At 71.1% G+C, this 22,078-nt stretch carries 19 protein-coding genes and 1 tRNA gene; 7 read left to right on the top strand and 13 right to left on the bottom strand.

Annotation, left to right across the window (positions count from 1 at the left end; translation table 11 throughout):
• Window positions 1-4: 4 nt before the first annotated feature.
• The 3 genes from OG715_RS12830 to OG715_RS12820 all read right to left on the bottom strand — a co-directional run bounded on the left by OG715_RS12830 (window position 5) and on the right by OG715_RS12820 (window position 3,490).
• Window positions 5-349 carry a hypothetical protein gene (locus OG715_RS12830; protein ID WP_266268814.1) on the bottom strand — a complete coding sequence of 115 codons (345 nt, stop codon included), beginning with the start codon at window positions 347-349 and terminating at the stop codon, window positions 5-7.
• 340 nt (window positions 350-689) lie between these two features.
• Entirely contained in the window at window positions 690-2,333 is a 1,644-nt protein-coding gene (locus tag OG715_RS12825) for a VWA domain-containing protein (protein WP_266268813.1), read from the bottom strand.
• Between the two features lie 29 nt (window positions 2,334-2,362).
• Window positions 2,363-3,490, bottom strand: a complete 1,128-nt coding sequence (locus OG715_RS12820) for a substrate-binding domain-containing protein (RefSeq protein ID WP_266268812.1) — start codon at window positions 3,488-3,490, stop codon at window positions 2,363-2,365.
• Between the two features lie 274 nt (window positions 3,491-3,764).
• Between OG715_RS12820 and pyk the strand changes: the two genes are divergently transcribed.
• Window positions 3,765-5,195 (top strand): pyruvate kinase, encoded by a 1,431-nt coding sequence (gene pyk / locus OG715_RS12815; protein WP_266268811.1) that lies wholly within the window; start codon window positions 3,765-3,767, stop codon window positions 5,193-5,195.
• Window positions 5,196-5,345: 150 nt separating this feature from the next.
• The gene (locus tag OG715_RS12810; RefSeq protein WP_266268810.1) at window positions 5,346-5,645 is read left to right on the top strand and encodes a helix-turn-helix domain-containing protein; all 300 of its coding nucleotides are present in this window, start codon (window positions 5,346-5,348) and stop codon (window positions 5,643-5,645) included.
• A 102-nt stretch (window positions 5,646-5,747) separates the two neighbouring features.
• Here the strand turns inward: OG715_RS12810 and OG715_RS12805 are convergent.
• Window positions 5,748-5,820: transfer RNA gene (locus tag OG715_RS12805), tRNA-Leu, on the bottom strand.
• A 100-nt stretch (window positions 5,821-5,920) separates the two neighbouring features.
• Here OG715_RS12805 and OG715_RS12800 point away from each other — a divergent pair.
• On the top strand, window positions 5,921-6,598 hold the full coding sequence (locus OG715_RS12800; RefSeq protein WP_266268809.1) for an ANTAR domain-containing response regulator: 678 nt from the start codon (window positions 5,921-5,923) through the stop codon (window positions 6,596-6,598).
• A 79-nt stretch (window positions 6,599-6,677) separates the two neighbouring features.
• Here the strand turns inward: OG715_RS12800 and OG715_RS12795 are convergent, their stop codons facing one another.
• From OG715_RS12795 to OG715_RS12770, 6 genes are all read right to left on the bottom strand, one after another.
• A complete protein-coding gene (locus OG715_RS12795) occupies window positions 6,678-7,394 on the bottom strand; it encodes an ABC transporter ATP-binding protein (protein ID WP_266268808.1) in 717 nt (238 codons plus the stop codon).
• Complete coding sequence (locus OG715_RS12790) at window positions 7,391-8,236, bottom strand: ABC transporter ATP-binding protein (RefSeq protein WP_266271655.1); 846 nt, start codon at window positions 8,234-8,236, stop codon at window positions 7,391-7,393. Before OG715_RS12790 ends, OG715_RS12795 begins: the two co-directional genes overlap by 4 nt.
• Before the next feature lie 8 nt (window positions 8,237-8,244).
• On the bottom strand, window positions 8,245-10,182 hold the full coding sequence (locus OG715_RS12785) for a branched-chain amino acid ABC transporter permease (protein WP_266271654.1): 1,938 nt from the start codon (window positions 10,180-10,182) through the stop codon (window positions 8,245-8,247).
• 5 nt (window positions 10,183-10,187) lie between these two features.
• Window positions 10,188-11,117, bottom strand: a complete 930-nt coding sequence (locus tag OG715_RS12780; RefSeq protein ID WP_266268807.1) for a branched-chain amino acid ABC transporter permease — start codon at window positions 11,115-11,117, stop codon at window positions 10,188-10,190.
• Between the two features lie 132 nt (window positions 11,118-11,249).
• Complete coding sequence (locus tag OG715_RS12775) at window positions 11,250-12,482, bottom strand: branched-chain amino acid ABC transporter substrate-binding protein (protein ID WP_266268806.1); 1,233 nt, start codon at window positions 12,480-12,482, stop codon at window positions 11,250-11,252.
• A gap of 547 nt (window positions 12,483-13,029) precedes the next feature.
• Window positions 13,030-13,443: a PaaI family thioesterase gene (locus tag OG715_RS12770; RefSeq protein ID WP_045940274.1), complete on the bottom strand. Its 414-nt coding sequence runs from the start codon at window positions 13,441-13,443 to the stop codon at window positions 13,030-13,032.
• A 389-nt stretch (window positions 13,444-13,832) separates the two neighbouring features.
• On the opposite strand from OG715_RS12770, the gene polA reads away from it, so the two are divergent.
• The 4 genes from polA to OG715_RS12750 all read left to right on the top strand — a co-directional run bounded on the left by polA (window position 13,833) and on the right by OG715_RS12750 (window position 19,590).
• The gene (polA, locus tag OG715_RS12765; protein WP_266271653.1) at window positions 13,833-16,514 is read left to right on the top strand and encodes a DNA polymerase I; all 2,682 of its coding nucleotides are present in this window, start codon (window positions 13,833-13,835) and stop codon (window positions 16,512-16,514) included.
• Between the two features lie 97 nt (window positions 16,515-16,611).
• Window positions 16,612-17,301: a hypothetical protein gene (locus OG715_RS12760; RefSeq protein ID WP_266268805.1), complete on the top strand. Its 690-nt coding sequence runs from the start codon at window positions 16,612-16,614 to the stop codon at window positions 17,299-17,301.
• Window positions 17,302-17,573: 272 nt separating this feature from the next.
• Window positions 17,574-18,719, top strand: a complete 1,146-nt coding sequence (locus tag OG715_RS12755; RefSeq protein WP_266268804.1) for a DUF3103 family protein — start codon at window positions 17,574-17,576, stop codon at window positions 18,717-18,719.
• A gap of 109 nt (window positions 18,720-18,828) precedes the next feature.
• Entirely contained in the window at window positions 18,829-19,590 is a 762-nt protein-coding gene (locus OG715_RS12750) for a GNAT family N-acetyltransferase (protein WP_266268803.1), read from the top strand.
• 72 nt (window positions 19,591-19,662) lie between these two features.
• Here the strand turns inward: OG715_RS12750 and tgmC are convergent, their stop codons facing one another.
• From tgmC to tgmA, 3 genes are read right to left on the bottom strand one after another with little or no spacing between them, the layout of a single operon-like run.
• Window positions 19,663-20,805: an ATP-grasp peptide maturase system methyltransferase gene (gene tgmC / locus OG715_RS12745; RefSeq protein WP_266268802.1), complete on the bottom strand. Its 1,143-nt coding sequence runs from the start codon at window positions 20,803-20,805 to the stop codon at window positions 19,663-19,665.
• Window positions 20,802-21,767 (bottom strand): ATP-grasp ribosomal peptide maturase, encoded by a 966-nt coding sequence (gene tgmB / locus OG715_RS12740; protein WP_266268800.1) that lies wholly within the window; start codon window positions 21,765-21,767, stop codon window positions 20,802-20,804. The genes tgmC and tgmB overlap by 4 nt, the downstream gene beginning before the upstream one ends.
• Entirely contained in the window at window positions 21,767-22,039 is a 273-nt protein-coding gene (tgmA, locus tag OG715_RS12735) for a putative ATP-grasp-modified RiPP (RefSeq protein ID WP_043472305.1), read from the bottom strand. The genes tgmB and tgmA overlap by 1 nt, the downstream gene beginning before the upstream one ends.
• Window positions 22,040-22,078 lie beyond the last annotated feature (39 nt).

Here is a 22,078-nt window from a genome sequence, read left to right as displayed (position 1 = left end):
GGCGTCAGGAAGCCGGCACCAGGGCCGCCATCTCGTCCACCGCCCGGGCCAGTTCGGCCGCCGGATCGGCCCCGTCCACCGCCCACGGCTGCCAGGTCAGCGCCCGCAGATAGCCGTCCACCGCCAGCGGCAGCCGCCGCCGGACGATCGGCTCCGTGGTCGGCCCCGGCCCGGCCGTACGCAGCCGCTCCAGCAACCCCGGCACATTCGCCGACGGCGGCAACGGCGCCGAGCCGACGAACGCCGCCAACTCCTCCAACTGCGGCCAGAGCACCGACGGAACCGGAGCGACCCGGGGCACCGACCGGGGCACGGACCCGGCCGCCGCCGCCGCCCGCTGCGCACGCAACGAGACACCCAGCGGCGACTTCCGCTCGGCCGGCTTCGGACCGGGCCCCGCCTCCGACTCCGACTCCGGTGCCGCGGGGCTCGGCGGCGCGGGCGGACCCTCCCCGCCCGACGGACCGTCCGGCCCCTCCGGAGGCGGAGGCGGGGGCGGGGGCGGCCACAGGGCCACCGTCGCGACGTACGGCCCCGCCACCAGCAACGCCGAGAGCACCACCGGACTCTGCAACCCGACCGCCGCCCCCGCCCCCGCCACCGCCGCCCCGGCCGCCACAAAATGCCGGACAGAGGTCAGATACACCCAGAACCGGCCACCCAGTCCGCCGGGACCGTTCCCGCCACCGTTACTGGTAGCCACGAATCTCCTCGAACGCCCCGTCCAGCGAACCCGTCCCGTCGAACAGCTTCCCGCCCGTCAGCTCGGCGATCCCCTGCAACTGGTCCTTCGCCGCATCACCGAACAGGATCGGGAACACCGGCGTCGCCTTCTGCACCGAGGACAACCCCCCGTAGAACGTCCGGAAGTCCTTGTCCGACGCCCCCTCGTTGCTCTCCCCGTCCGTCATCAGCACGATCGAGGTGAACCGGTCGTCCCCGGCCGCCGACTGCTGCCGCTGGATCACCCGGTACGCCTCCTGCAACGAGGAGTACACCGCCGTCCCACCGTCCGCCGACAACGCCTGCACATCCCCGTTGATCGACGCCAACTCCTGCTGCGCCCCCGCACCGGTCGGCACCGAATGCGTCTTCGTCGACTTCACCTTCGAGGCGAACGAGATCAACGTGACCTCCTCCCGGTCCCGGAACCGCCGCACCCCCCGAGTGTCGTCCGCACCCGTCAGCCGACCCATCGCCGACTTCAGCGAGGACAGCCGCTGCCCGGCCATCGAGCCCGAGGTGTCCAGCACGTACACCGTGCGCGACGGCCGCCGCAGCTCGTTCTGGTACGAGGACAGCAGCCCGTCCGCCACCGCCCGGGTACCGGGGAACGGCAGCTCGTGCCGCCGGTCCGTCGGCAGCCCCGCAGCCGGGGCCACCCCCGCCGTCACCGGACGGCGCAGCGTCAGCTCCGAGATCCGCTTCTGCACATCCTCCTTCAGCAGATAGGAGGTGAGCCGCTGGAACGACTCCCGCTCCCGCTGCGCCGAGGAACTCAGCAGCGTCAGCGGGTAGTTCGCCGATATGACGCCGTCGATCGGACGGACCACGGTGAGCTGCTGGTCGGCGGCCAGCGTCTTGTTCATCGACAGCAGCACCGACTCGTAGTTCACCAGCGCGCCGATCGAACCCTTCTCCGCCCGGCCGTACGCCTGCGCCAGCCACCCGGACGAGCCGGAGGTCAGCTTCTGGCCGGTGAAGAACTGCTTCAGCTGCGGCGTCGCCTTCTGCACATCCGCGTCGGTCAGCGCCGCGTTCGCGCCCGAGAAGGCCGAGGCCACCGACACCAGCGCCGAGAAGCCGGAGTTCGACCGCGACGGGTCCGCCATACCGTAGGACAACTTGCCGCCGGACGCGGCCTCCGCCAGATTGCCCCAGGTCACCTTGGAGCCGTCACCCCAGCCCAGGTCGCCCAGCACCGCCGAGCGGATGCCGAACGCCACCGGCGAGGCCATGATCGGCGTCTCCGAGAGCAGCTTCGACTTGCTCCCGTCGTCCAGGTGCAGGTACTGGTTCGACGGGAACCAGATCGCGTCGTACTTGCCGTCGGTCCGGCCCGCGGACACCGCGTCCGCGCCGTCCAGCGAACCGGTCCAGGCGAACTGCACCGTCACCCCGGTGGCCTTCTGGGCCTCCTCCAGCACCGGCGCCAGGTCCTGGAGTTCACTGCCGGCCAGCACCCGCAGCACCCCCGGCTGCGCGCTGGCCGCCGGCGGATCGCTGGGCCCGGTCTTCGGCGGCGGCGCGGGCGACGACGTGCACGCCGCCACCGACGTCGCCACCAGCAGCGCCAGACCGGCCATCAGGCCCCGAACACCACTCCTGCGCATCGTGCCCACTCCTGTCCTCATGTCCCCCATCACTTGGCCTTCGCGGCGTCGACCAGCTGCTTCATGACCGCCGGCGTCGGCACCGTGGCCTGCGAGACCTTCGCGACACCCAGGTCGGGTGCGAACGCGAACCGCGCTTCCGGGTTGCCGTTCTGCGCTTCCTGGACCTTGGCGGCGAACGCCGTCGCTCCCGCCGCGCCCGACGGCCGGAAGCCGTACTTGATCTCCAGTTCGCGCAGCGCCGGGTCGTCGGCCAGCGCGTCGGCCAGCCGCTGGCCCTTGTCGTTGAAGGCGACGATCGTGTGGTCGGAGACCACGGTGGTGTCCGGGTAGAGCATCACCATGTCCGTCGGGGCCTTCTTCTTCAGGACCAGTTCGAGCGCCTGGGACTCGTACGCCAGCACCAGCGGGCGGCCGTTGCCGGACACGAAGTCCATGAACGGTTCCTCGGTGGAGTTCTTCATGACCCCCTGCGGGGAGATGACCGCCTGCAGTTTGTCGCCGATCTGCGGCGTCACGCCCGCCGGTGCCGGGATCACCTGGTTGGCGTTCAGCAGGTAGGACACCATGGCCAGGTACAGGGCACCCGAGGAGGACGTCTCGGGGTTGGTGGTGGTCAGGAAGATGGATCCGACGAGGTCGCCCGGCTTCTCGTTCGCGGGCGGATTCGGGAGCTTCTGCCAGGTCGTCTTGTTCTCGACGCCGTCGAGGAAGCCCTTCATCGAGAACTTCCAGACGTGGCTCGTCTCGTCCTGGGACGCCAGGTTGTTCTGCCGCAGCACCTCGGCGGTCGACTTGTACGTGACGATCACCAGCGGTGAGTAGAACGGCCGGGTCGGGGTGCTCTTCAGATTGTGGTCCGCCTTGATCGCCTCGGCGGGCTGCTGGCTCGCCGGGAAGACGAAGTCCAGGTTGTCGTTCTTGAGATCGCCCATCTGCCAGGAGCCGGCGCTCTGGGTGTTCACCACCAGCCCTCGGGCCTTCAAGGCGTCCTTGACCTGCTGGTCGTCGAAGAACGCGCCCTTCTCCGAGCCGACCATGCCGGTGAGGGTGACGTCGTCCGAACCGGGCTTGGGGTCCGGCTTTCTGTTCACCACCGCGAACACCAGCCCCCCGAGCACCAGAAGTACCGTCAGTACTCCGATCACGCGCTTCATGCCGGAAGCTTCCCCCCTCGTCACAACGTTCTCTCCCCACCCGGGTGACGAGCGTCCCGCCAGGCCGGGAGCGGGGGCGGAAGTCCTGGTGAACCGGGGGTGAACAGCCCTTCACGGAATCGCATCGGGGATCGAGTGCGGACGGACTTCCGGGAACCTCTCGCACTCCGGTCCGACGTTGTGTCAGATTGTTCAACTCTCCTTACGGCAACGGCCATCCCGTTGTCCGGACCGGCATCGACGTTACGCGCCGGTAATGCCTACTCTCAGCACTATGCGCCGAGCAAAAATCGTCTGTACCCTCGGGCCCGCCACCGACACCTACGACCAGATCAAGTCCCTGGTCGACGCCGGGATGGACATCGCCCGATTCAACCTGAGCCACGGCTCCCACATCGAGCACGAGGAGCGGTACCGCCGGGTCCGCAAGGCCGCCGACGAGAGCGGCCGCAGTATCGGCGTGCTCGCCGACCTTCAAGGCCCGAAGATCCGCCTCGGAACCTTCGCCGAGGGCCCGGTACTTCTCGAACGCGGCGACGAGTTCACGATCTCCACCGACAAGGGCGTCGAAGGGGACCAGAACGGCTGCGGCACCACCTACCCCGGCCTGGCGGAGGACGTCACCGCCGGCGAGCGGATCCTCGTCGACGACGGGCGGGTCACCCTGGAGGTCGTCGAGGTCGACGGGCCCCGGGTCCGCTGCCTCGTCGTCGAGGGCGGCCTCGTCTCCGACCACAAGGGCCTCAACCTCCCCGGGATCGCCGTCTCGGTGCCCGCGCTCAGCGACAAGGACGTCGCCGACCTGCGCTGGGCCCTGCGGACCGGGGCCGACCTGATCGCGCTCTCCTTCGTCCGCAGCGGCCGCGACGTCGAGGACGTCCACCGGGTGATGGACGAGGAGGGCCGCCGGGTCCCGGTCATCGCCAAGATCGAGAAGCCGCAGGCGGTGCAGAACCTCGACTCCATCGTCGACCGCTTCGACGGCATCATGGTCGCCCGCGGCGACCTGGGCGTGGAGATGCCGCTGGAACTGGTGCCGATGGTGCAGAAGCGGGCGGTCAAGCTCGCCCGGCGGAACGCCAAGCCGGTCATCGTCGCGACCCAGATGCTCGACTCGATGATCAACTCCTCGCGGCCGACCCGCGCCGAGGCCTCCGACGTCGCCAACGCCGTCCTCGACGGCACGGACGCGGTGATGCTCTCCGGCGAGACCTCGGTCGGCAAGTACCCGTCCGAGACGGTCCGCACCATGGGCCGGATCATCGAGGCCGCCGAACAGGACGTCCTCGCCGACGGCCTGCCCGTCCTCACCCCGAGCAACAAGCCCCGCACCCAGGGCGGCGCGGTCGCCCGGGCGGCCGCCGAGATCGGCGACTTCCTGCACGCCAAGTACCTGATCGCCTTCACCCAGTCCGGCGACACCGCCCGCCGGCTGACCCGCTACCGCTCGCCGATCCCGGTCCTGGCCTTCACCTACGAACCCGCCGTCCGCAGCCAGTTGGCACTCACCTGGGGCGTGGAGACCTTCCTCGGCCCGTTCGCGCCCACCACCGACGAGATGGTCGAACAGGTCGACGCCGCGCTGCTCTCCCTGGGCCGCTGCGATAAGGGCGACATCGTCGTCATCACCGCCGGCTCCCCGCCCGGCCTCGCCGGCTCCACCAACCTCGTCCGCGTCCACCACGTGGGCGCCCTGGACAACTGACCGGCCCGGGAGCGTTCGTGCGAGGGCGGCATCCCCCTTTCGGGGAATGCCGCCCTCCTCGCGCCCCGGACGGCGCGGCGGACCGCTGGCGCCTTCAGTGCTGGCGCGCTGTGTGGCGGAGCAGCACTCCGTCGAGGAGGAGTGATCGGAATGAGTGACCGGACGTCCTGGCGTGCCGTGCGTGAGGAGATCCTGGGCCGACCGGGTGCGGGTGCGGCCCACGGAGCGGCTTGTATCCGGTTCGAGCTCGGCGAGGCCGTCCGGCTCCGTCGGGAGGCGCTCGGAATGACACAGGCCAAGCTCGCGGCGGCGTGCGGCATGCAGCAGTCGGCCGTTGCCCGATTCGAGACCGGTGGCACGATGCCCACCATTGTTGTTCTTGAGCGGCTCGTCTCGGCTCTCGGTATGCGTCTCACCGTGGAGCCGGAACCTTTGGACCGGGCGGGCTGACCGCTCGCGGTGGTGGTCCGGGATTGGGCGGGTCTTCATTCGGAATGCTGAAGACCGCCCGCCGCGGGCCCGCTTCGACCGGTTTTGGAATCGAAGGAAAAGTACCCCGGGTGGGATTCGAACCCACGCTGGATGGTGTTTGAGACCATTGCCTCTACCGCTGGGCTACCGGGGCGAGTGCGGATTCGAAGGCTGGCCCCCGACCCTGCTGAGTTCAAACATACCGTGTCTAGGTACCCTCGTGCATGCAGTACCCCGCCGGAACGAGGAGCCCCGTGAGCACCGCCGACGAGCAGGCAGAGCCGCTTGAGACCGATTCGCCCCAGATCACCAGGATTGTGATCGCCGAGGACGAGGCGCTGATCCGCCTCGATCTGAAGGAGATGCTGGAGGAGGAGGGGTACACCGTCGTCGGCGAGGCCGGGGACGGGGCCACGGCGGTCCGGTTGGTCCAGGAGCTGAAGCCGGACCTGGCGATCCTGGACGTGAAGATGCCGGTGCTGGACGGGCTGTCCGCGGCCGAGCAGATCCACGAGGCGCACCTGGCGCCGGTGCTGATGCTGACCGCGTTCTCGCAGCGCGAGCTGGTGGACCGGGCGCGGGACGCGGGGGCGATGGCGTACATCGTCAAGCCGTTCTCCAAGAGCGACCTGGTGCCGGCGATCGAGATGGCGGTGTCCCGGTACACGGAGATGCGGACGCTGGAGGAGGAGATCGCGGATCTCACCCAGCGGCTGGAGACCCGGAAGCTGGTGGACCGGGCGAAGAGCGTGCTGCAGACCAAGTTCGGTCTGAACGAGCCGGCCGCGTTCCGGTGGATCCAGAAGACCTCGATGGACCGCCGGATGACGATGGCGGCGGTGGCCGAGGCGGTCATCGAGGAGGGCGCCGCGCAGGACCGGAAGAAGGCCGAGGAGCCCCCGGTCGCCCCGGACGCGGGTGCCGCGGAGTAGCGGCGGCAGGACACGGACACGGAGGAGGGCCCGGCGCGTGACGCGCCGGGCCCTCCTCCGTGTCCGTGCTGCGGTGAGGTCAGTCCTCGCCGAGGTAGGCCTTGCGGACCGACTCGTCGTGCAGGAGGTCGGCGCCGGTGCCCTGGAGGACGATGCTGCCGGTCTCCATGACGTAGCCCCGGTCGGAGAGCGAGAGCGCCGCCTGGGCGTTCTGCTCGACCAGCAGGATGGTCGTGCCGTCGGCCTTGAGTTCGACGATGGTCGCCATGATCTTCTGCATCATCAGCGGCGAGAGGCCCATGGACGGCTCGTCGAGCATCAGCAGCTTGGGCCGGGACATCAGGGCGCGTCCCATGGCGAGCATCTGCTGCTCGCCGCCGGAGAGCGTGCCGGCGGCCTGCTTGCGGCGGTCGCCGAGGATGGGGAAGAGGCCGTAGGCCCGTTCGACGTCCTTGGTGATGCCGTCGGTGTCGTTGCGCAGGAAGGCGCCGAGGAGGAGGTTCTCCTCGATGGTCATGCGCGGGAAGATGTGCCGGCCCTCGGGGGAGTGGGCCAGGCCCAGGGCGACGATCTTGTGGGCGGGGACGGTGGTGAGGGGCTGGCCGTCGAAGGTGATGGTGCCGGCGGTGGGCTTGAGCAGGCCGGACAGGGTGCGCAGGGTGGTGGTCTTGCCGGCGCCGTTGGTGCCGATCAGGGTGGTGACCTCGCCCTGGTTGACGGTGAAGCTGATGCCCTTGACGGCTTCGATCTTCCCGTAGGAGACGCGGAGGTCCTGGACTTCGAGGAGTGCGGTCACTGGTCGGTCTCCGTAACGGGGGCGGTGCCTTCGAGCGGGGCGCCGAGGTAGGCGGTGATGACGCGTTCGTCGTTCTGGACCGTCTCGCGGTCGCCCTCGACGATCTTCTGGCCCTGGACCAGCACGGCGGTGCGGTCGCAGAGGTTGAAGATGAAGCGCATGTCGTGCTCGATGACGAGGACGGAGACGCCCCGGTCGCGGATGGCGAAGACGAGTTCCTCGGCGGCTCGGGTCTCCTGCGGGTTCATGCCGGCGGTGGGCTCGTCGAGGAGCAGCAGGCCGGGGTCGGAGGCGAGGGCGCGGGCGATCTCGAGCTTGCGCTGCTCGCCGTAGGGGAGGTTGCGGGCGAGGTGGTCGGCCTTGCCGGCGAGGCCGGTGAACTCGAGGAGTTCCATGGCCTTCTCGCGGCTCTCCTGTTCGGAGCGGCGGTAGCCGGGGCCGCGCAGGACGGCGGAGAGCAGTCCTTGGTGCATCCGGCTGTGCCGGCCGACCTGGACGTTCTCCAGGACGGTCATGTTGGCGAAGAGCCGGATGTTCTGGAAGGTGCGGGCGATGCCGGCCTGGGTGACGAGGTGGGGCTTGGGGGGCAGGACCGTGCCCTGGTAGGTGACGGTGCCCTCGGTGGGGACGTAGAGGCCGGTGAGGCAGTTGAAGAAGGTGGTCTTGCCGGCGCCGTTGGGGCCGATGAGACCGATGATCTCGCCGCGGCCGACGGTGAGCGAGACGTTGTTGACGGCGGTGAGGCCGCCGAACCGCATGGTCACGCCGGAGACGTCGAGCAGGGTCTCGGCGGGGGCCGGTGCCGGTGCCGGGGTGGGGGCGGGGGCGTCGGTGGTGGTCATCTGGAGGGTCACGCCCCTGCCTTGGAGAGGGCGACGGTGTCGCCGGTGGCCTGCGCCGGGATGTCGGCGTCGGCCTCGTGGAATTCGAGCTGGCGGCGCCGGTTGGGGATGAGGCCCTCGGGGCGCACCCGCATGAGGACGATGAGGGCGATGCCGAAGGCGAGCAGCTGGTAGTCGGCGAGGAATTCGAGCTTCTTCGGGATGAGGAAGAGCAGGGTGGCGCCGGCCAGCGGGCCGCTGATGGTGCCCATGCCGCCGAGGATGACGGCGGCGAGCAGGAAGGCGGAGTTGGGCGGGAGGGCTTCGGCGAAGGTGTACTGGTCGGGGGTGACGGTGTAGCTGACGTGGGCCTGGACGGTGCCGGCGAGGCCGGCGAGGCAGGCGCCGAGGGCGAAGGCGAGGAGCTTGAGGCGGAAGCCGTTGATGCCCATGGCCTCGGCGGCGGTCTCGTCCTCGCGGATGGCGACCCAGGCGCGGCCGATGCGGGAGTTGCCGACGCGGGCGAAGACCAGGACGACGAGGGCGGTGACGAGGAGCATCAGCAGGTAGTAGTTGGAGAACCGGCCGAGTTCGAAGCCGAAGATCGTGGTGGGCTTGCCGAGGTTCCAGCCGAGGATCTCCAGGTCGGGGATCCGGGGGATGCCGTTGGAGCCGTTGGTGATCTTCGGGCCGGTGGTGCCGTTGAGGTTGAGCATGGTGATGCGGAAGATCTCGCCGAAGCCGAGGGTGACGATGGCGAGGTAGTCGCCGCGCAGTCGCAGGGTCGGGGCGCCGATGACGACGCCGAAGACCATGGAGACCGCGGCGCCGGTGAGCATGGCGCCCCAGAACGGGAACTGGACGTGGATCGGCGAGGCGGGGGAGCCGGAGACCAGGGCGGCGCTGTAGGCGCCGACGCCGAGGAAGGCGACGTAGCCGAGGTCGAGCAGTCCGGCGAGGCCGACGACGATGTTCAGGCCGAGGGCGACGGTGGCGAAGATCAGGATGTTGGTGGCGACCGAGGTGTACTGGTCGCTGGTCTGGGTGAAGGGGAAGCTGGCGGCGGCGGCGAAGGCGGCGCCGGTGGTGACGGTCTGGTACTTGACGGTCAGGGAGCGCAGCCGGGGCAGCAGGCCGGAGCGGCCGAGCGAGGCGACCACGGAGGCGGCGAGCAGCAGGTAGCCGGTGAAGAGTTCGCCGTACTCGGTGTCGATGCCGAAGGTGATGGCGAACAGGCCGATGGCGAAGGCGACCGCGATCAGTGCGACCTCGACCCAGGAGGGCAGGGTGCGGGGTGCGGGGAGCGGCCGGTGGACGGTGCCGAGGCGCAGCCAGCTGTTGGCGGCGTGGCCGAGCTGGACGAGCAGGACGGCGCCGGTGGCGATCGCGAGGCCGCCGGCGAGGGCGGTGAGCACGGGGGCGACCGGCTTGTCCTCGGGGACGGCGTGGGTGGCGAACCAGACCGCGGGGGCGATCGGGACGAGCAGGAACAGCCGGCGGTCGAGGATCCGCAGCGGGACGGCGGTGCGCCGGTCGAGCGGGAGGCCGAGCGAGCCGGCGAGGGCGAGCAGGGAGCCGGCGGCGAGGACCCAGCCGCCGGGTTCGAGGTTGGCGAGGCCGCCGAGGTCGGTGGAGATGGAGACGACGGAGAACCAGCCGACGGCGACGGCGCCGGCGGCGGCGATCACGACGGCGTTGTTGCTGCGGCGGGGGGCGGCCCAGCGCAGGCCGGGGACGCCCTGGGTGGCGAGGAGGAGGAGGAGGGTGACCAGTCCGGCGGTGAGGGCGAGCCACTGGAGGCCGGCGGGGGAGCCGTAGAAGGTGAGGTCGCCGGGGTACTCGGAGGTCCAGGTCCAGGGCATCAGGGCGGAGCCGGCGGTGGCGGCGGCGCCGAGGCCGGCGAGGAGGGCGGCGGTGCGGCCGGGGAGGGTGATGACCGGGGTGGTCTCGGTGCTGCTGTTGGTCATGGTGGTCACGCCCTGTCCGCGACGCGCTGGCCCAGCAGCCCCTGGGGCCGCACGAGCAGGACGACGATGAGGAGTACGAAGGCCCAGACGTCCTTCCAGGCGCCGCCTCCGAAGAGGTGCATGCCGGGCAGGTGCTGGATGTAGCCGGTGGCGAGGGCTTCGGCGAGGCCGAGGGTGATGCCGCCGAGCATGGCGCCGTAGATGTTGCCGATGCCGCCGAGGACGGCGGCGGTGAAGGCCTTGAGGCCGAGCAGGAAGCCCATCCGGAAGTCGACCTGGCCGCTGCGCAGGCCGTAGGCGACGGCGGCGACGGCGGCGAAGGCGGCGCCGATGGCGAAGGCCATCACGATGATCCGGTCGGTGTCGATGCCCATCAGCTTGGCGGTGTCGGGGTCCTGGCTGGTGGCCTGCATGGCGCGGCCGGAGCGGGTGCGGGTGACGAACCAGCCGAGGGCGAGCATGCAGAGCGGGGCGGCGGCGATCAGGAAGATGTCGCTGCGCTGGATGGCGACGGAGCCGAGCTCGAAGGGGTCGCCGGGGATCTTCGGGAAGACCCGGGCCTTCTTGGCGTCCGGGTAGAAGGCGAAGACCAGCTGCTGCAGGGCGATGGACAGGCCGATCGCGGTGATGAGCGGGGCGAGCCGGGGGGCGGAGCGCAGCGGCCGGTAGGCGAAGCGCTCGGCGGCGACGGCGGTGAGGGTGGAGACCAGGATGCCGGCGATCAGCATCAGCGGTAGGGCCAGCCACAGGGTGGTGCCGCCGGGGAGGGCGAGGTAGGCGGTCAGGGCGCCGAAGCCGCCGACCATGACGATCTCGCCGTGGGCGAAGTTGATGAGCTGGACGATGCCGTAGACCATCGTGTAGCCGATCGCGACGAGGCCGTAGAGGGCGCCGAGGATCAGGCCGTTGGCCAGCTGCTGCGGTAGGTCGTGCACCGCTGGGCCTCCGTTGTGCGTGTGGGGTGTCCGCGTGGGTGGTGGATGTGGGTGCGCGCGGGGGCACTCGTGGCGCCCCCGCGCGGTAACTCCGACGTGCTGCGGTGCTCCTGACTCGGGGTCAGGTGCGGGTCAGCCGCTGAAGGTGCCGGACTTCTCCACGGCCCACTTGCCGTCCTTGACGGCGTAGACGGTGAGCTGCTTGTTGGTGGTGTCGCCGAACTCGTCGAAGGAGACCTTGCCGGTCACGCCTTCGAAGGAGACCTTCTGGACGGCCTCGACGACCTTGGCGCGGGGGCTGTCGGGCAGCTTGCCGTTGTTGGCGGCGACGACGGCCTTGACGCCCTGGATGATGGCCCAGGCGCTGTCGTAGGAGTAGCCGCCGTAGGTCTCGTAGGCGTCCTTGTAGCCGGCCGCCTTGTAGTCGGCGATGAACTTGGCGGCGGTCGGGAGCTGCTCCACGGGCAGGCCGACGGCGGTGGCGAGGTCGCCCTGGCCCTTGGGGTTGAGCTTGATGAAGTCGCCGCTCTGGATGCCGTCGCCGCCCATCAGCGGGATGTTGACGCCGGCGTCCTTGAGCTGGAGCGAGAGCGGGCCGGCGGCGGGGTACTCGCCGCCGTAGTAGACGGCCTCGGCGCCGGAGGACTTGACCTTGGTGACGACGGCGGCGAAGTCGCGGTCGTCGGGGTTGACGTGCTCCTCGCCCATGATCTGGCCGCCGTTCTTGACGAACTGGCCCTTGAAGGTGGCGGCGAGGCCGGCCCCGTAGGTCTTCTGGTCGTCGATGAGGAAGACCTTGGTCTTCTTGGCGTCCTTGACCAGGTAGTCCGCGGCGAACGGGCCCTGGACGGCGTCGGTGGTGGCGGTGCGGAAGTAGCTCTTGAAGGGGCGGGCCTTGACGCCGCTGGCCCACTTCTCGCCCTGGCTGAGGGCGACGCCGGTGTTGGCGGGGGAGATCTGGACGAGGTTGGCGTCGTTGAAGATCTGCTGCATCGACTGGGCGACGCTGGAGTTCAGCGGGCCGACGACGCCGATGACGTCCTTGTCGCCGACCAGCTGGGTGGCGTTCTGCTGGCCGGGGGCGGGCTTGCCGGTGTCGTCGAGGCCCTTGATCTGGAACTTGACGCCGGGGACCTCGTTCTTCTCGTTGGCCTGCTTGACCGCGAGCTCGACGGAGTTGCGGATGCCGAGGCCGAGGGCGGAGAGGTCGCCGGTGAGGGGCGCGTCGACGCCGATGGTGACGGTGGTGGAGCCGCCGCCCTGGCCGCTGTCCCCGGACTTCTTGTCGTCGCGGGAGCCGCACGCGGTGAGGCTCAGGGCGCCGATGACGGCAATGCTCACGACAACTGCTGAACGATGACGCACGGGGGGTCCCCTTCGGTTCAGGAGGGCGCCGCGCCTGAACGGCGGGAGCCTGGATGCGCGGTGGGCCTGGCCCATTCCGGTGGCGCGGTGACTGGCCGTGACTCTAGATGCCGGTCGGCGGCTCTGGCAGTGCTCCGGCGAGGCTGTGATTCTCTTGTTATGAGCACACGGAGAAGTTGTCTCGGCATGTGGTCGTTCCGGCTCGACCGGTCTGCTCCGGCCCCAGTATTTCCATGCCATTGCGCGCCATGTAAGGCGTAGAACGGCAGGTGACTCCTGAACTCACCGACTATCGGACAAGAGCGTCCGCGCTGTTGGAGTCGGGCGTATGCGTCCGAATATCGGACGTCAGGCGCCGCCGCGTGCTGTTTTCGAGCGGATTCGACCCCCCGGGGCCCGCGATTGCTCGGATTTCCTAGTTGTTACGCACGGTTACATTGCTGCGGACGGCCGGACATGCCACCGCCCCCTTGTCCAGACCAACGACTTCCCAGCATGGTCGAAGGTCAAACAAGGGGGCGGGCAAGGGATTTGACGGAGAATCGGCTCAGAGGTCGCGCAGCATGCAGGTGAGGCGGCAGCTGGTGACCCGCTTGCCGGTGTCGTCGGTGATCGCGATCTCGTAGGTGGCGGCGGTGCGGCCCTTGAACACCGCGGTCGCCACGCCGGTGACCAGGCCGGAGGTCGCCGAGCGGTGGTGGGTCGCGTTCAGGTCCACGCCCACCGCGTACCGGCCCGGACCGGCGTGCAGCATCGCCCCGACCGAGCCGAGGGTCTCCGCCAGCGCCGCCGAGGCGCCGCCGTGCAGCAGCCCGTAAGGCTGCTGGTTGCCGTCCACCGGCATGGTGCCGACCACCCGGTCGCCCGAGGCCTCCACGATCCTGATGCCCAGCTTGTCGCCCAGCCGGCCGCCGGAGAAGGTGGCCGGGTCCACACCGAGCTTGGCGAAGTGGTCCAGCATCTCCTGCGGGACGTCGATCAGGGGGGAGGCGGCGGTGGCGCCGGGGGCCTTGTCGGGGGCGGGGCCGGGGCCGGCGTCGGTGGCGGTGTCGGGGGCCGGATCGGTCATGGGGGAGCTCCTGCCGCTCGGGGGTCGCGTCGTCGTGCTGCCTGTGATCGTACGACCGTCCTACTCGGCGGTAGGGGCGGTGGCGGAAGAAAACCGGAGTGGTGCCCGGGGCGCGAGCGCACCCGAGGGGCGCCCGCCCCCGGCGTGCCCCTTTTGTCAGTGGCGGGCCCTAGGATCGGTGGCCGGTAGTGGAATCGGCAGGAACGGACGTTGACGTGGCTACGCAGAGTACGGACAAGGGCGCGGCGGGTGGTGGCGGAGCCGGATCCCGGCCCCGCCTGATGCTGCTCGACGGGCACTCCATGGCCTACCGGGCGTTCTACGCGCTGCCCGTGGAGAACTTCAACACCTCCACCGGCCAGCCGACCAACGCGGTGTACGGCTTCGCCTCGATGCTCGCCAACACCGTCCGGGACGAGGCGCCCACCCACCTCGCGGTCGCCTTCGACCTCTCCCGCCAGACCTTCCGCTCGGTCGAGTTCCCCGACTACAAGGCCAACCGGGCCAAGACCCCGGACGAGTTCCGCAGCCAGATCGGGCTGATCGGCGAGCTGCTCGACGCGATGCACGTGCCGCGGCTGACCGCCGAGGGCTTCGAGGCGGACGACATCATCGCCACCCTGGCCACCGCCGCCGAGGCGGCCGGCTTCGACGTCGACATCGTCACCGGCGACCGGGACTCGCTCCAGCTCGTCACCGAGCACATCACCGTGCTCTACCCGACCAAGGGCGTCTCCGAGCTGACCCGCTACACCCCGGAGAAGGTCGCCGAGAAGTACGGCGTCACCCCCCGCCAGTACCCCGACCTCGCCGCCCTGCGCGGCGACCCGTCCGACAACCTGCCCGGCATCCCCGGCGTCGGCGAGAAGACCGCCGCCAAGTGGGTCAACCAGTTCGGCTCCTTCGACGAGTTGGTCGCCCGGGCCGACGAGGTCAAGGGCAAGATCGGCGAGAAGCTGCGCGAGCACCTCGACTCGGTCAAGCGCAACCGCGTCCTGACCGAGCTGGTCCGGGACGTCGAACTCCCGCTGGGCGTGGCCGACCTGGCCCGCGCGCCGTTCGACAGCCCGGCCGTCACCGCGCTCATGGAGACGCTGGAGTTCCGCAACGCCAACTTCCGCGACCGCGTCCACGGCATCGACCCGGCCGCCGTCGAGCCCGAGGCCGCCGAACTCGCCCCCGGCGTCGAGGTCGACGGCGAGCTCCTCACCGACCCGGGCACCCTCGCCGGCTGGCTGCGCGAGCACGCCGCCGACAAGACCCCGGTCGCGCTGGCCGCCGTCTACCGCTGGGCGCTCGGCGCCGGCGAGGTCTCCGAGGTCGCGCTGGCCGCCGGAGAAACGGCCGCCTGGTTCGACCCGGCGCTGCTCGCCGAGGAGGACGAGCGCGCCTTCGCCGCCTGGCTGGCCGACCCGGCCGCCCCCAAGGCCCTGCACATCGCCAAGCAGGTCATGCGGGCCTTCGCCGAGCGCGGCTGGAGCATCGAGGGCGTCGTCGCCGACACCGCCCTCGCCGCCTACCTGGAGAAGCCCGGCCGCCGCACCTTCACCCTGGAGGTGCTCGCCGAGGAGTACCTGGCCCGCTCGCTCACCCCGGCCCCGGCCGCCGAGTCGGGCCAGCTCGCCTTCGACGCCCCGGAGGAGGACCCGACCGCCGGCGCCCAGGCGCTGATGCTCCAGGCCCGCGCCGTACTCGATCTCGCCGCGCTGTTCGACACCCGCCTCGCCGAGGTCGGCGCCACCGGGCTGCTGCGCGACATGGAGCTGCCGATCGCCGCCCTGCTCGCCCGGATGGAGCGCACCGGCATCGCCGCCGACCGCGACTGGCTCACCGGTCTGGAGGCGCAGTTCGCCGCCGAGATCCAGCGCGTGGTCGAGGAGGCGCACGCCGCCGCCGGCCACGAGTTCAACCTCGGCTCGCCCAAGCAGCTCCAGGAGATCCTCTTCGGCGAGCTGGCGCTGCCCAAGACCAAGAAGATCAAGACCGGGTACACCACCGACGCCGACGCGCTCACCTGGCTCGCCACCCAGACCGACAACGAGCTGCCGGTGATCCTGCTGCGCCACCGCGACCAGGCCAAGCTGCGCACCACCGTCGAGGGCCTGCTCAAGACGGTCTCCCCGGCCGGGCGGATCCACACCACCTTCAACCAGATGGTCGCCGCCACCGGCCGGCTCTCCTCGCAGGACCCGAACCTGCAGAACATCCCGGTCCGCACCGAGGAGGGCCGGATGATCCGCCGGGCCTTCGTCGTCGGCGAGGGCTACGAGTCGCTGCTCACCGCCGACTACTCGCAGATCGAGCTGCGGATCATGGCCCACCTCTCCGAGGACGAGGCGCTGATCGAGGCCTTCGCCACCGGCGAGGACCTCCACACCACCGTCGCCTCCCAGGTCTTCGAGGTCCCCGGCGGCTCCGTCGACGCCGAGATGCGCCGCAAGATCAAGGCGATGTCCTACGGCCTCGCCTACGGTCTGTCCGCCTACGGGCTCTCCCAGCAGCTCGGCATCAAGCCCGCCGAGGCGCAGGGCCTGATGGACACCTACTTCGAGCGCTTCGGCGGCGTGCGCGACTACCTGCACCGGGTGGTCGAGGAGGCCCGCGCCACCGGCTACACCGAGACCCTGCTCGGCCGCCGCCGCTACCTGCCGGACCTCAACAGCGACAACCGCCAGCGCCGGGAGATGGCCGAGCGGATGGCCCTCAACGCCCCGATCCAGGGCTCGGCCGCCGACATCGTCAAGATCGCCATGCTGCGGGTGGACGAGGCGCTGCGCACGGCGGGGCTGACCTCCCGGATGCTGCTCCAGGTGCACGACGAAATCGTGCTGGAGCTGGCCCCGGGCGAGCGCGAGCCCGTCGAGGCGGTCGTCCGCGAGCAGATGGCCGGCGCCTACCCGCTGCGGGCCCCGCTGGACGTCTCGGTCGGCGTCGGCGTCAACTGGGAGGTCGCGGCGCACTGACGCACCGTCAACAGGCCCCGGGTGCGGCTTCTTCGAGTTCTTGGAGGCGGCGTCCGGGGCCTTTCCGACGCCGGGGAGCGGTCCTACCCTGACGGGTATGCCTGCCGATGAGGTGCTTCGCCCCGGCCGTGACGGCGCCACCGTCGACCTCGTGTTCGAGTCGGGCGGGGGCTCCTGGCCCGCCGCCGCGCTCCTGGTGGTGCGCGCCCTCGCCGTCCTGCTCGCCGTGGGCGTCGCCTTCCTTCCCGCCGGGATCCTGGTGGTGGCGGTCGCGGTGATCGTCGGCGCCACGCTCGTCGGCGCGGTGACGGTCTGCGGCGCGCTGTGGGCGGCCGCCGCGCTGCTGCTGTGGCCGTTCCTCGCGGTCGCCGAACTGCGGTCGGTCCGCCGGGTGCAGTTCGCCCCGGCCCCGGCGCCGACCGAACTGCGTTTCGTCCGGGGCGCCCGCGCCGGCGCCTGGGCCCCGATCTCCGGACTGCGGCGCATCCAGCTGGACGAGAGCGTGGAGGAGCCCTACGAGGGCGACCCCGCGCCGGCCGTCCGCACCCTCACCGTCACGGTGGTGACCTCGACCGGTGGCGAGGGTCCGCGCGGTACGCCGAAGGGCACCGACGTCGACGCGCTCCAGCGTTCGCTGGAGGACCTGCTCGGTCCGGCCGGCGTCGCCGTCGTGCGCCGCACCGAGCGTCGGGCCCGCCGTAAGCCCAGCGCCCCCGCCGGCGGCGGCTGGGTCTACGGCGGGTCGGGCTCGGCCAACTCCGGCGGGGGCTTCTCCGGGGGCGGATGAGCCCGGGGCAGCCGTCCCGAGGGCTTCTGGGCTGTCACGCCGCCGGGCCCGGCTGCTCCGTGGCGATGGCGTTAGGGGTTGATACCGGGTCAGCGAACCTCTTCACTTGTCATGGCGCCGCCGTCCTTGATCGTGCCCCTCGGCCGTGGGCGCGGCACCACCGCTCCACCGCTTCACCGCTTCACCGCTCCACTGCTTCACCGCCCCACCGCCCCACCGCTCCGATGCTCCACCGCTCCGACGCCTCACCCGACGAGTCTGGAGATCCCCTCATGTCCCAGTCCCGCCTGCGGCGCGCCGTGGTCGCGCTGACGGCTCTGCCCCTGCTCGCGCTCGGCGCGGGCCAGGCCGTGGCCGCCCCGGCCCCGACCCCGGCTCCCGCCCCCGCCGCCTCCAAGGTCACCGCCATCGAGGACGAGGCCGCCCGCACCCTGGCCGCCGCCCTCACCGACCCCGCCCTGCGCGCGCGCCTGCGCACGGCGACCGCCGAGACCCCGGCCGGCGCCGAACTCGCCCCGCTGGCCGAGGGCCTGACCGGCACCGCCGCCCGCACGCTCGCCGCCACCGCCGCGCGCGCCGACCGCTCCGTCGCCGCCGCCAAGGGCCTCGGCGCCGACCTCGGCCCGCTGCTGCGGGTCCAGTTGGCCGACCCGTCGATGCGGGCCGCCCTCGACGCCGGCGCCGCACCGCTGGTGGCCACCGCCGGCACCGACGAACACGCCCGCACCGTCCGCGCCTACGACACCGCCGGCCGCGCCCACACCCTGGACGCCCGCACCCTGCCCACCCGGCCCGTCTACCTGGTCGACCTCGACACCGCCAAGGCCCTGACCGCCGGGATCGACCTGCTCCAGCGGGAGTTGGCCGCCCGCGGGGTCGGCTCCGCCGCTCCGTCCGCCCCCTCCGCTCCCACCGCGCAGGCTGCCGCCGGCTGGTGGGGCACCAAGATCACCTCGGTCGAGGTGAACGACGACGAGGAGCCCTGGTTCAAGGGCGCCGCCGAGATGTTCAGCCTGGTCTCCGGCTTCGGCCTGGACGGCAAGGTCCGGGTCGACTCCGTCGCCATGCCGTACCTCCAGTACGACGGCACGGTCTACTACCCGAACCAGATCCTGGTGAACTGGTCGAACTACAAGTACAACCTGGCCGACGTCGTCCTGATGGAGGACGACGGCGACACCAACTACCTGGCCCTCGCCCAGGCCGTCGCCGCCGTCCTGCTCACCATCGCCGACCAGGGCGCCTACATCCCGCTGGTCAACGCCGTGCTCGCGGCGCTGCCCTCCTCCTGGTGGACCGACGACCCGGACTACGTGGAGTCCTGGTACACCCTCGCCCGCACCAGCACCGGCCGCCTCAACGGCGCCCGGGGCAACGGCTGGATGACCGTCGAGCCGTACTGGGTCAGCCAGCTCTGACCGTGCCCTTCGTCGCCGGCCCGGCGTAGCGCCCTACCGCGCTGCGCCGGTCCGGCCCGCAGGTGATCAACCCGTGTCACGGAGTCAGTTTCGTACTACCGTGGGCACGATGACCATGGAATCCACTTCGACCGACCGGCCCGTCCCCTTGCCCGAGGCACCGACGCTCCAGGCCCGCAACTCCGCCGCCTTCTGGGCCGCGACCGGCCTGAGCCGGGGACACGAGGTGATCCGGCGCCGAGGCTTCGTCGCCGTCGACGGCGACGAGCGCGCGGGCCTGCGGATCCTGATCCAGGAGCCCGACCTCGACCCGGGCGAGGTGGCCGAGGTGAGCGAACTGACCCGCCGGGCGGCGGGCGCGGCGACCATTGAGGACCCGTTCAGCGCGACGGACCTGGGCCACCTGGGCATGCGCACCTGGCAGATGCCGATCATGCTGCGCCTGCCCGGACCCGTCGCCGCCCCGGCCCTGGACGTGACCCGGGTGCAGCGGGCCGAGGACCTCCGGGCAGCCGAGCAGGTCGTGATCGAGGGCTTCGACCTCGACGGCTTCCAGCCCTACAGCCCCGGCGAGCTCTTCCCGACGGCGCTGGTCGAACACCCGGGCGTGGACGTGTTCCTCGCCTCCATCGACGGCGCGGTCGCGGGAGCCGGCGTGAGCGTCGTGGCCGAAAGCGTCGCCAGCCACTACTGGATCGCCACCTCCTCCGCCTTCCGCTCACGCGGCGTCGGCCGGGCCGTCATGCTCGCCGCCCTCGCCGACGCCACGGACCTCCCCGCCACCCTCACCGCCTCGAAGCTGGGCCGGCCGCTGTACGAGTCCCTGGGGTACACGGTCGCGGCCCCCTCGACCTGGTGGGCCTCCTCCTGAGCCACGGCACGGTGCACAGGAAGTCGGACCCGCCGACCTCCTGTGTGCAGCCTGGCCGCCCGAGCGCCGGTGTCAGATTGGCAGGTTCCAGCCCGTCCCGTCCTCGGTGCCGAGCCAGATCCGTTGCCCGGCCGCCGAGACGGTGATGCCGAAGGCGACCTGGTGCGGCTCGCCCACGTCCTGCCAGGTCTCGACGGCGGCTTCCACCTCGTCCCACAGGCGGAGTGGTCCGCGCTGGACCACGGTCCAGCCGCCTGCGGGGTCGGGCACGGTTCGGGCCTGCGAGCCGGTGGCCACGTCCGAGAGGATCTGCTGCGCTCCGCCGCCCATCCGTTCGGCGGAGGGCGCGGCGAGCTGTGCGATCCAGCTGCCGGTCCAGGTGTCGAGCTTCGCGGGATCGATCCGGCTCGGGCGTTCCTCCCCGGGGAGCAGCGCCAGGGTCGGGCGGGGAGGCCGGTCGTGAGGGCGGGCGATCATGAAGCTGGTGAAGCCGGGCAGGAATCGGCCGGTGGCCTCGCCGGGGCCGGTCACGTCGAGCAGCGCCAGGGCGTTGGCGTAGCTCCACCCGGACAGGGTGACCAGGATGCGGCCGCCCGGCCTGACCTGGTGGAGCCAGGCCATTGGCAGGTACCGGACCGAGCACGTCGCGATCAGCCGGTCGAAGGCCCCAGCGTGCGGGTCACCGCCGAGGCCGTCGCCGGTGAGCAGACGCGGCGCATAGCCGGCGGCTCGGAGTGCGGCGGCGGCGCGCGCCGCCACGCGGGGGTCGTACTCGATGCTGGTGACGTTCCCGTCGCCGAGGCGGTGCGCGCCGAGGGCGGTCGAGTAGCCGGTTCCGGTACCGACTTCGAGGACCCGGTGACCGGCCTCCGCACCGAGCCGCTGCCACATGCCCAGCACGAGCGAAGGCAGGGTGGAGGACGACGAGGGCGCTCCGGTCACCGGCCGCTCCCCGGCGTCCTCCGGGTGGGTGCGGCCGTCGAGTTGGGTGACTAGGGTCCGGTCGGTGTAGACCCCCTCCAGCCACCCGGGATCACCGTGCCGCAGGGTCCGGTACGCGGTCGGCGAACTGCCGTCGATCGCGTCGAAGTAGGAGCCGGTGAACAGTTCGCGCGGCACGGCCGCGGCGGCCGCGGCCCACGCGGGATCGGCGAGCGTGCCGTTCTCGGTGAGCTGTTCGACCAGGGCGGCGCGCAGGATAGCGGAGGTGGTCACCGGTCGTGGCCTCTTTCCAGTCGGTCGGCGATCGCGTGCGCGATCCGATGGGTGGTTCCGGTCGGCTGCCATGCCCACTGCCCGTTCGGGTTGCACTCCAGGAAGTGCCACCTGCCGTCTGCGGTGACGGCGAAGTCGAAGGCACCGAAGGTCAGTCGAAAGGTGGCGAGGTACCGGGCGATGGCCACGGCGATCGGCGCGGGGACGTCGATCGGTCTGCAGCGCATCCGGTCCTGGTGGTGTCGCCAGTCGAGGTCCGGGCTGTCGATGCGGATGCCGAAGAGCAGGTCTCCGACTGCGGTCACCCGTGTGTCGAACACTTTGGGAAGCCTGGCTTGGAACATGTGCGGGCACACTGTCACGGCCTCGGTGATCTCCCCGGTGAGGACTTCGTGGACCCAGACGGCCTGAGCCTGCCCGCCGACCGAGTACGAGGTGTGCCACACGGGCTTGTAGACCGTGCCGGTCGCGTGCTCGGTGGTGAACTCCCGCGCCTCGTTCTCGTTGTCGGTGATCAGCGTGTGGGGCACCTGGAATCCGCAGCGTTGGGCTGCGGCGAGCTGGGACGGCTTGTACTCCGCCGCCCGGTTGTCCCAGGGGTGGTTCACGTAATGAGCTCCGGGGAGCGAGGCCAGGATGCCACCCGTCCCCCAGAAGGCCTGCGCGGCGGCGAACCGGCGGTCCTGGGCGTCGAGGCCGGGCGGACCCTGGTAGGGCGAGGGCCTGCGCACCCAGACGGACCGAACGGCCGTGAGGTCCAGTTCACGGCTGGACGTACGGAGTGTGCCTCGCTGACCGCCGCTGCTGTAGGTGGCGGTCAGCGAAGCACCTGCGTGCAGGTCGGTGCCGGGGTCGAGACGGACCACCGGTACCCGGCGGTCGGCGAGCACCCGCAGTACCGCATCCGCCGTCACATCGGAGGAGTTGGTCAGTACCAGCACCGACCCCCTTCGGTTGTCCATCAGCCGGAGCTCTGGTCCTGGTCGTAGGACTCGGTGACATCGCTGTCCGTGGCGCCGCCCGGCGTGGACCCGTCGCCGGGGCTCGTTTGGGTGGGCGTGACACCGCTGGTGCTGGTGCCGTGGCTCCCCAGCTCGACCGTCCGGCCGTTCTCGTCCACGATGACGGCGATCTGGGTATCGGGGTCGATCACGGGCGTGAACGCCGGGAGTGTGGCAGTGGCCGGGTAGGGCCTCATCCTGCCGGTGCCCCAGGGGGCGGGGGTCTGCGTCATGCGTCCTCCTTGATCGGGAGTGGGCGATTCCGATGCGGC

This window comes from Kitasatospora purpeofusca, from assembly GCF_036010405.1.
Lineage (GTDB): Bacteria > Actinomycetota > Actinomycetes > Streptomycetales > Streptomycetaceae > Kitasatospora > Kitasatospora purpeofusca.
Note: the sequence above shows the minus strand (reverse complement) of the source record. Positions and strands in the feature narration are given on the sequence as shown.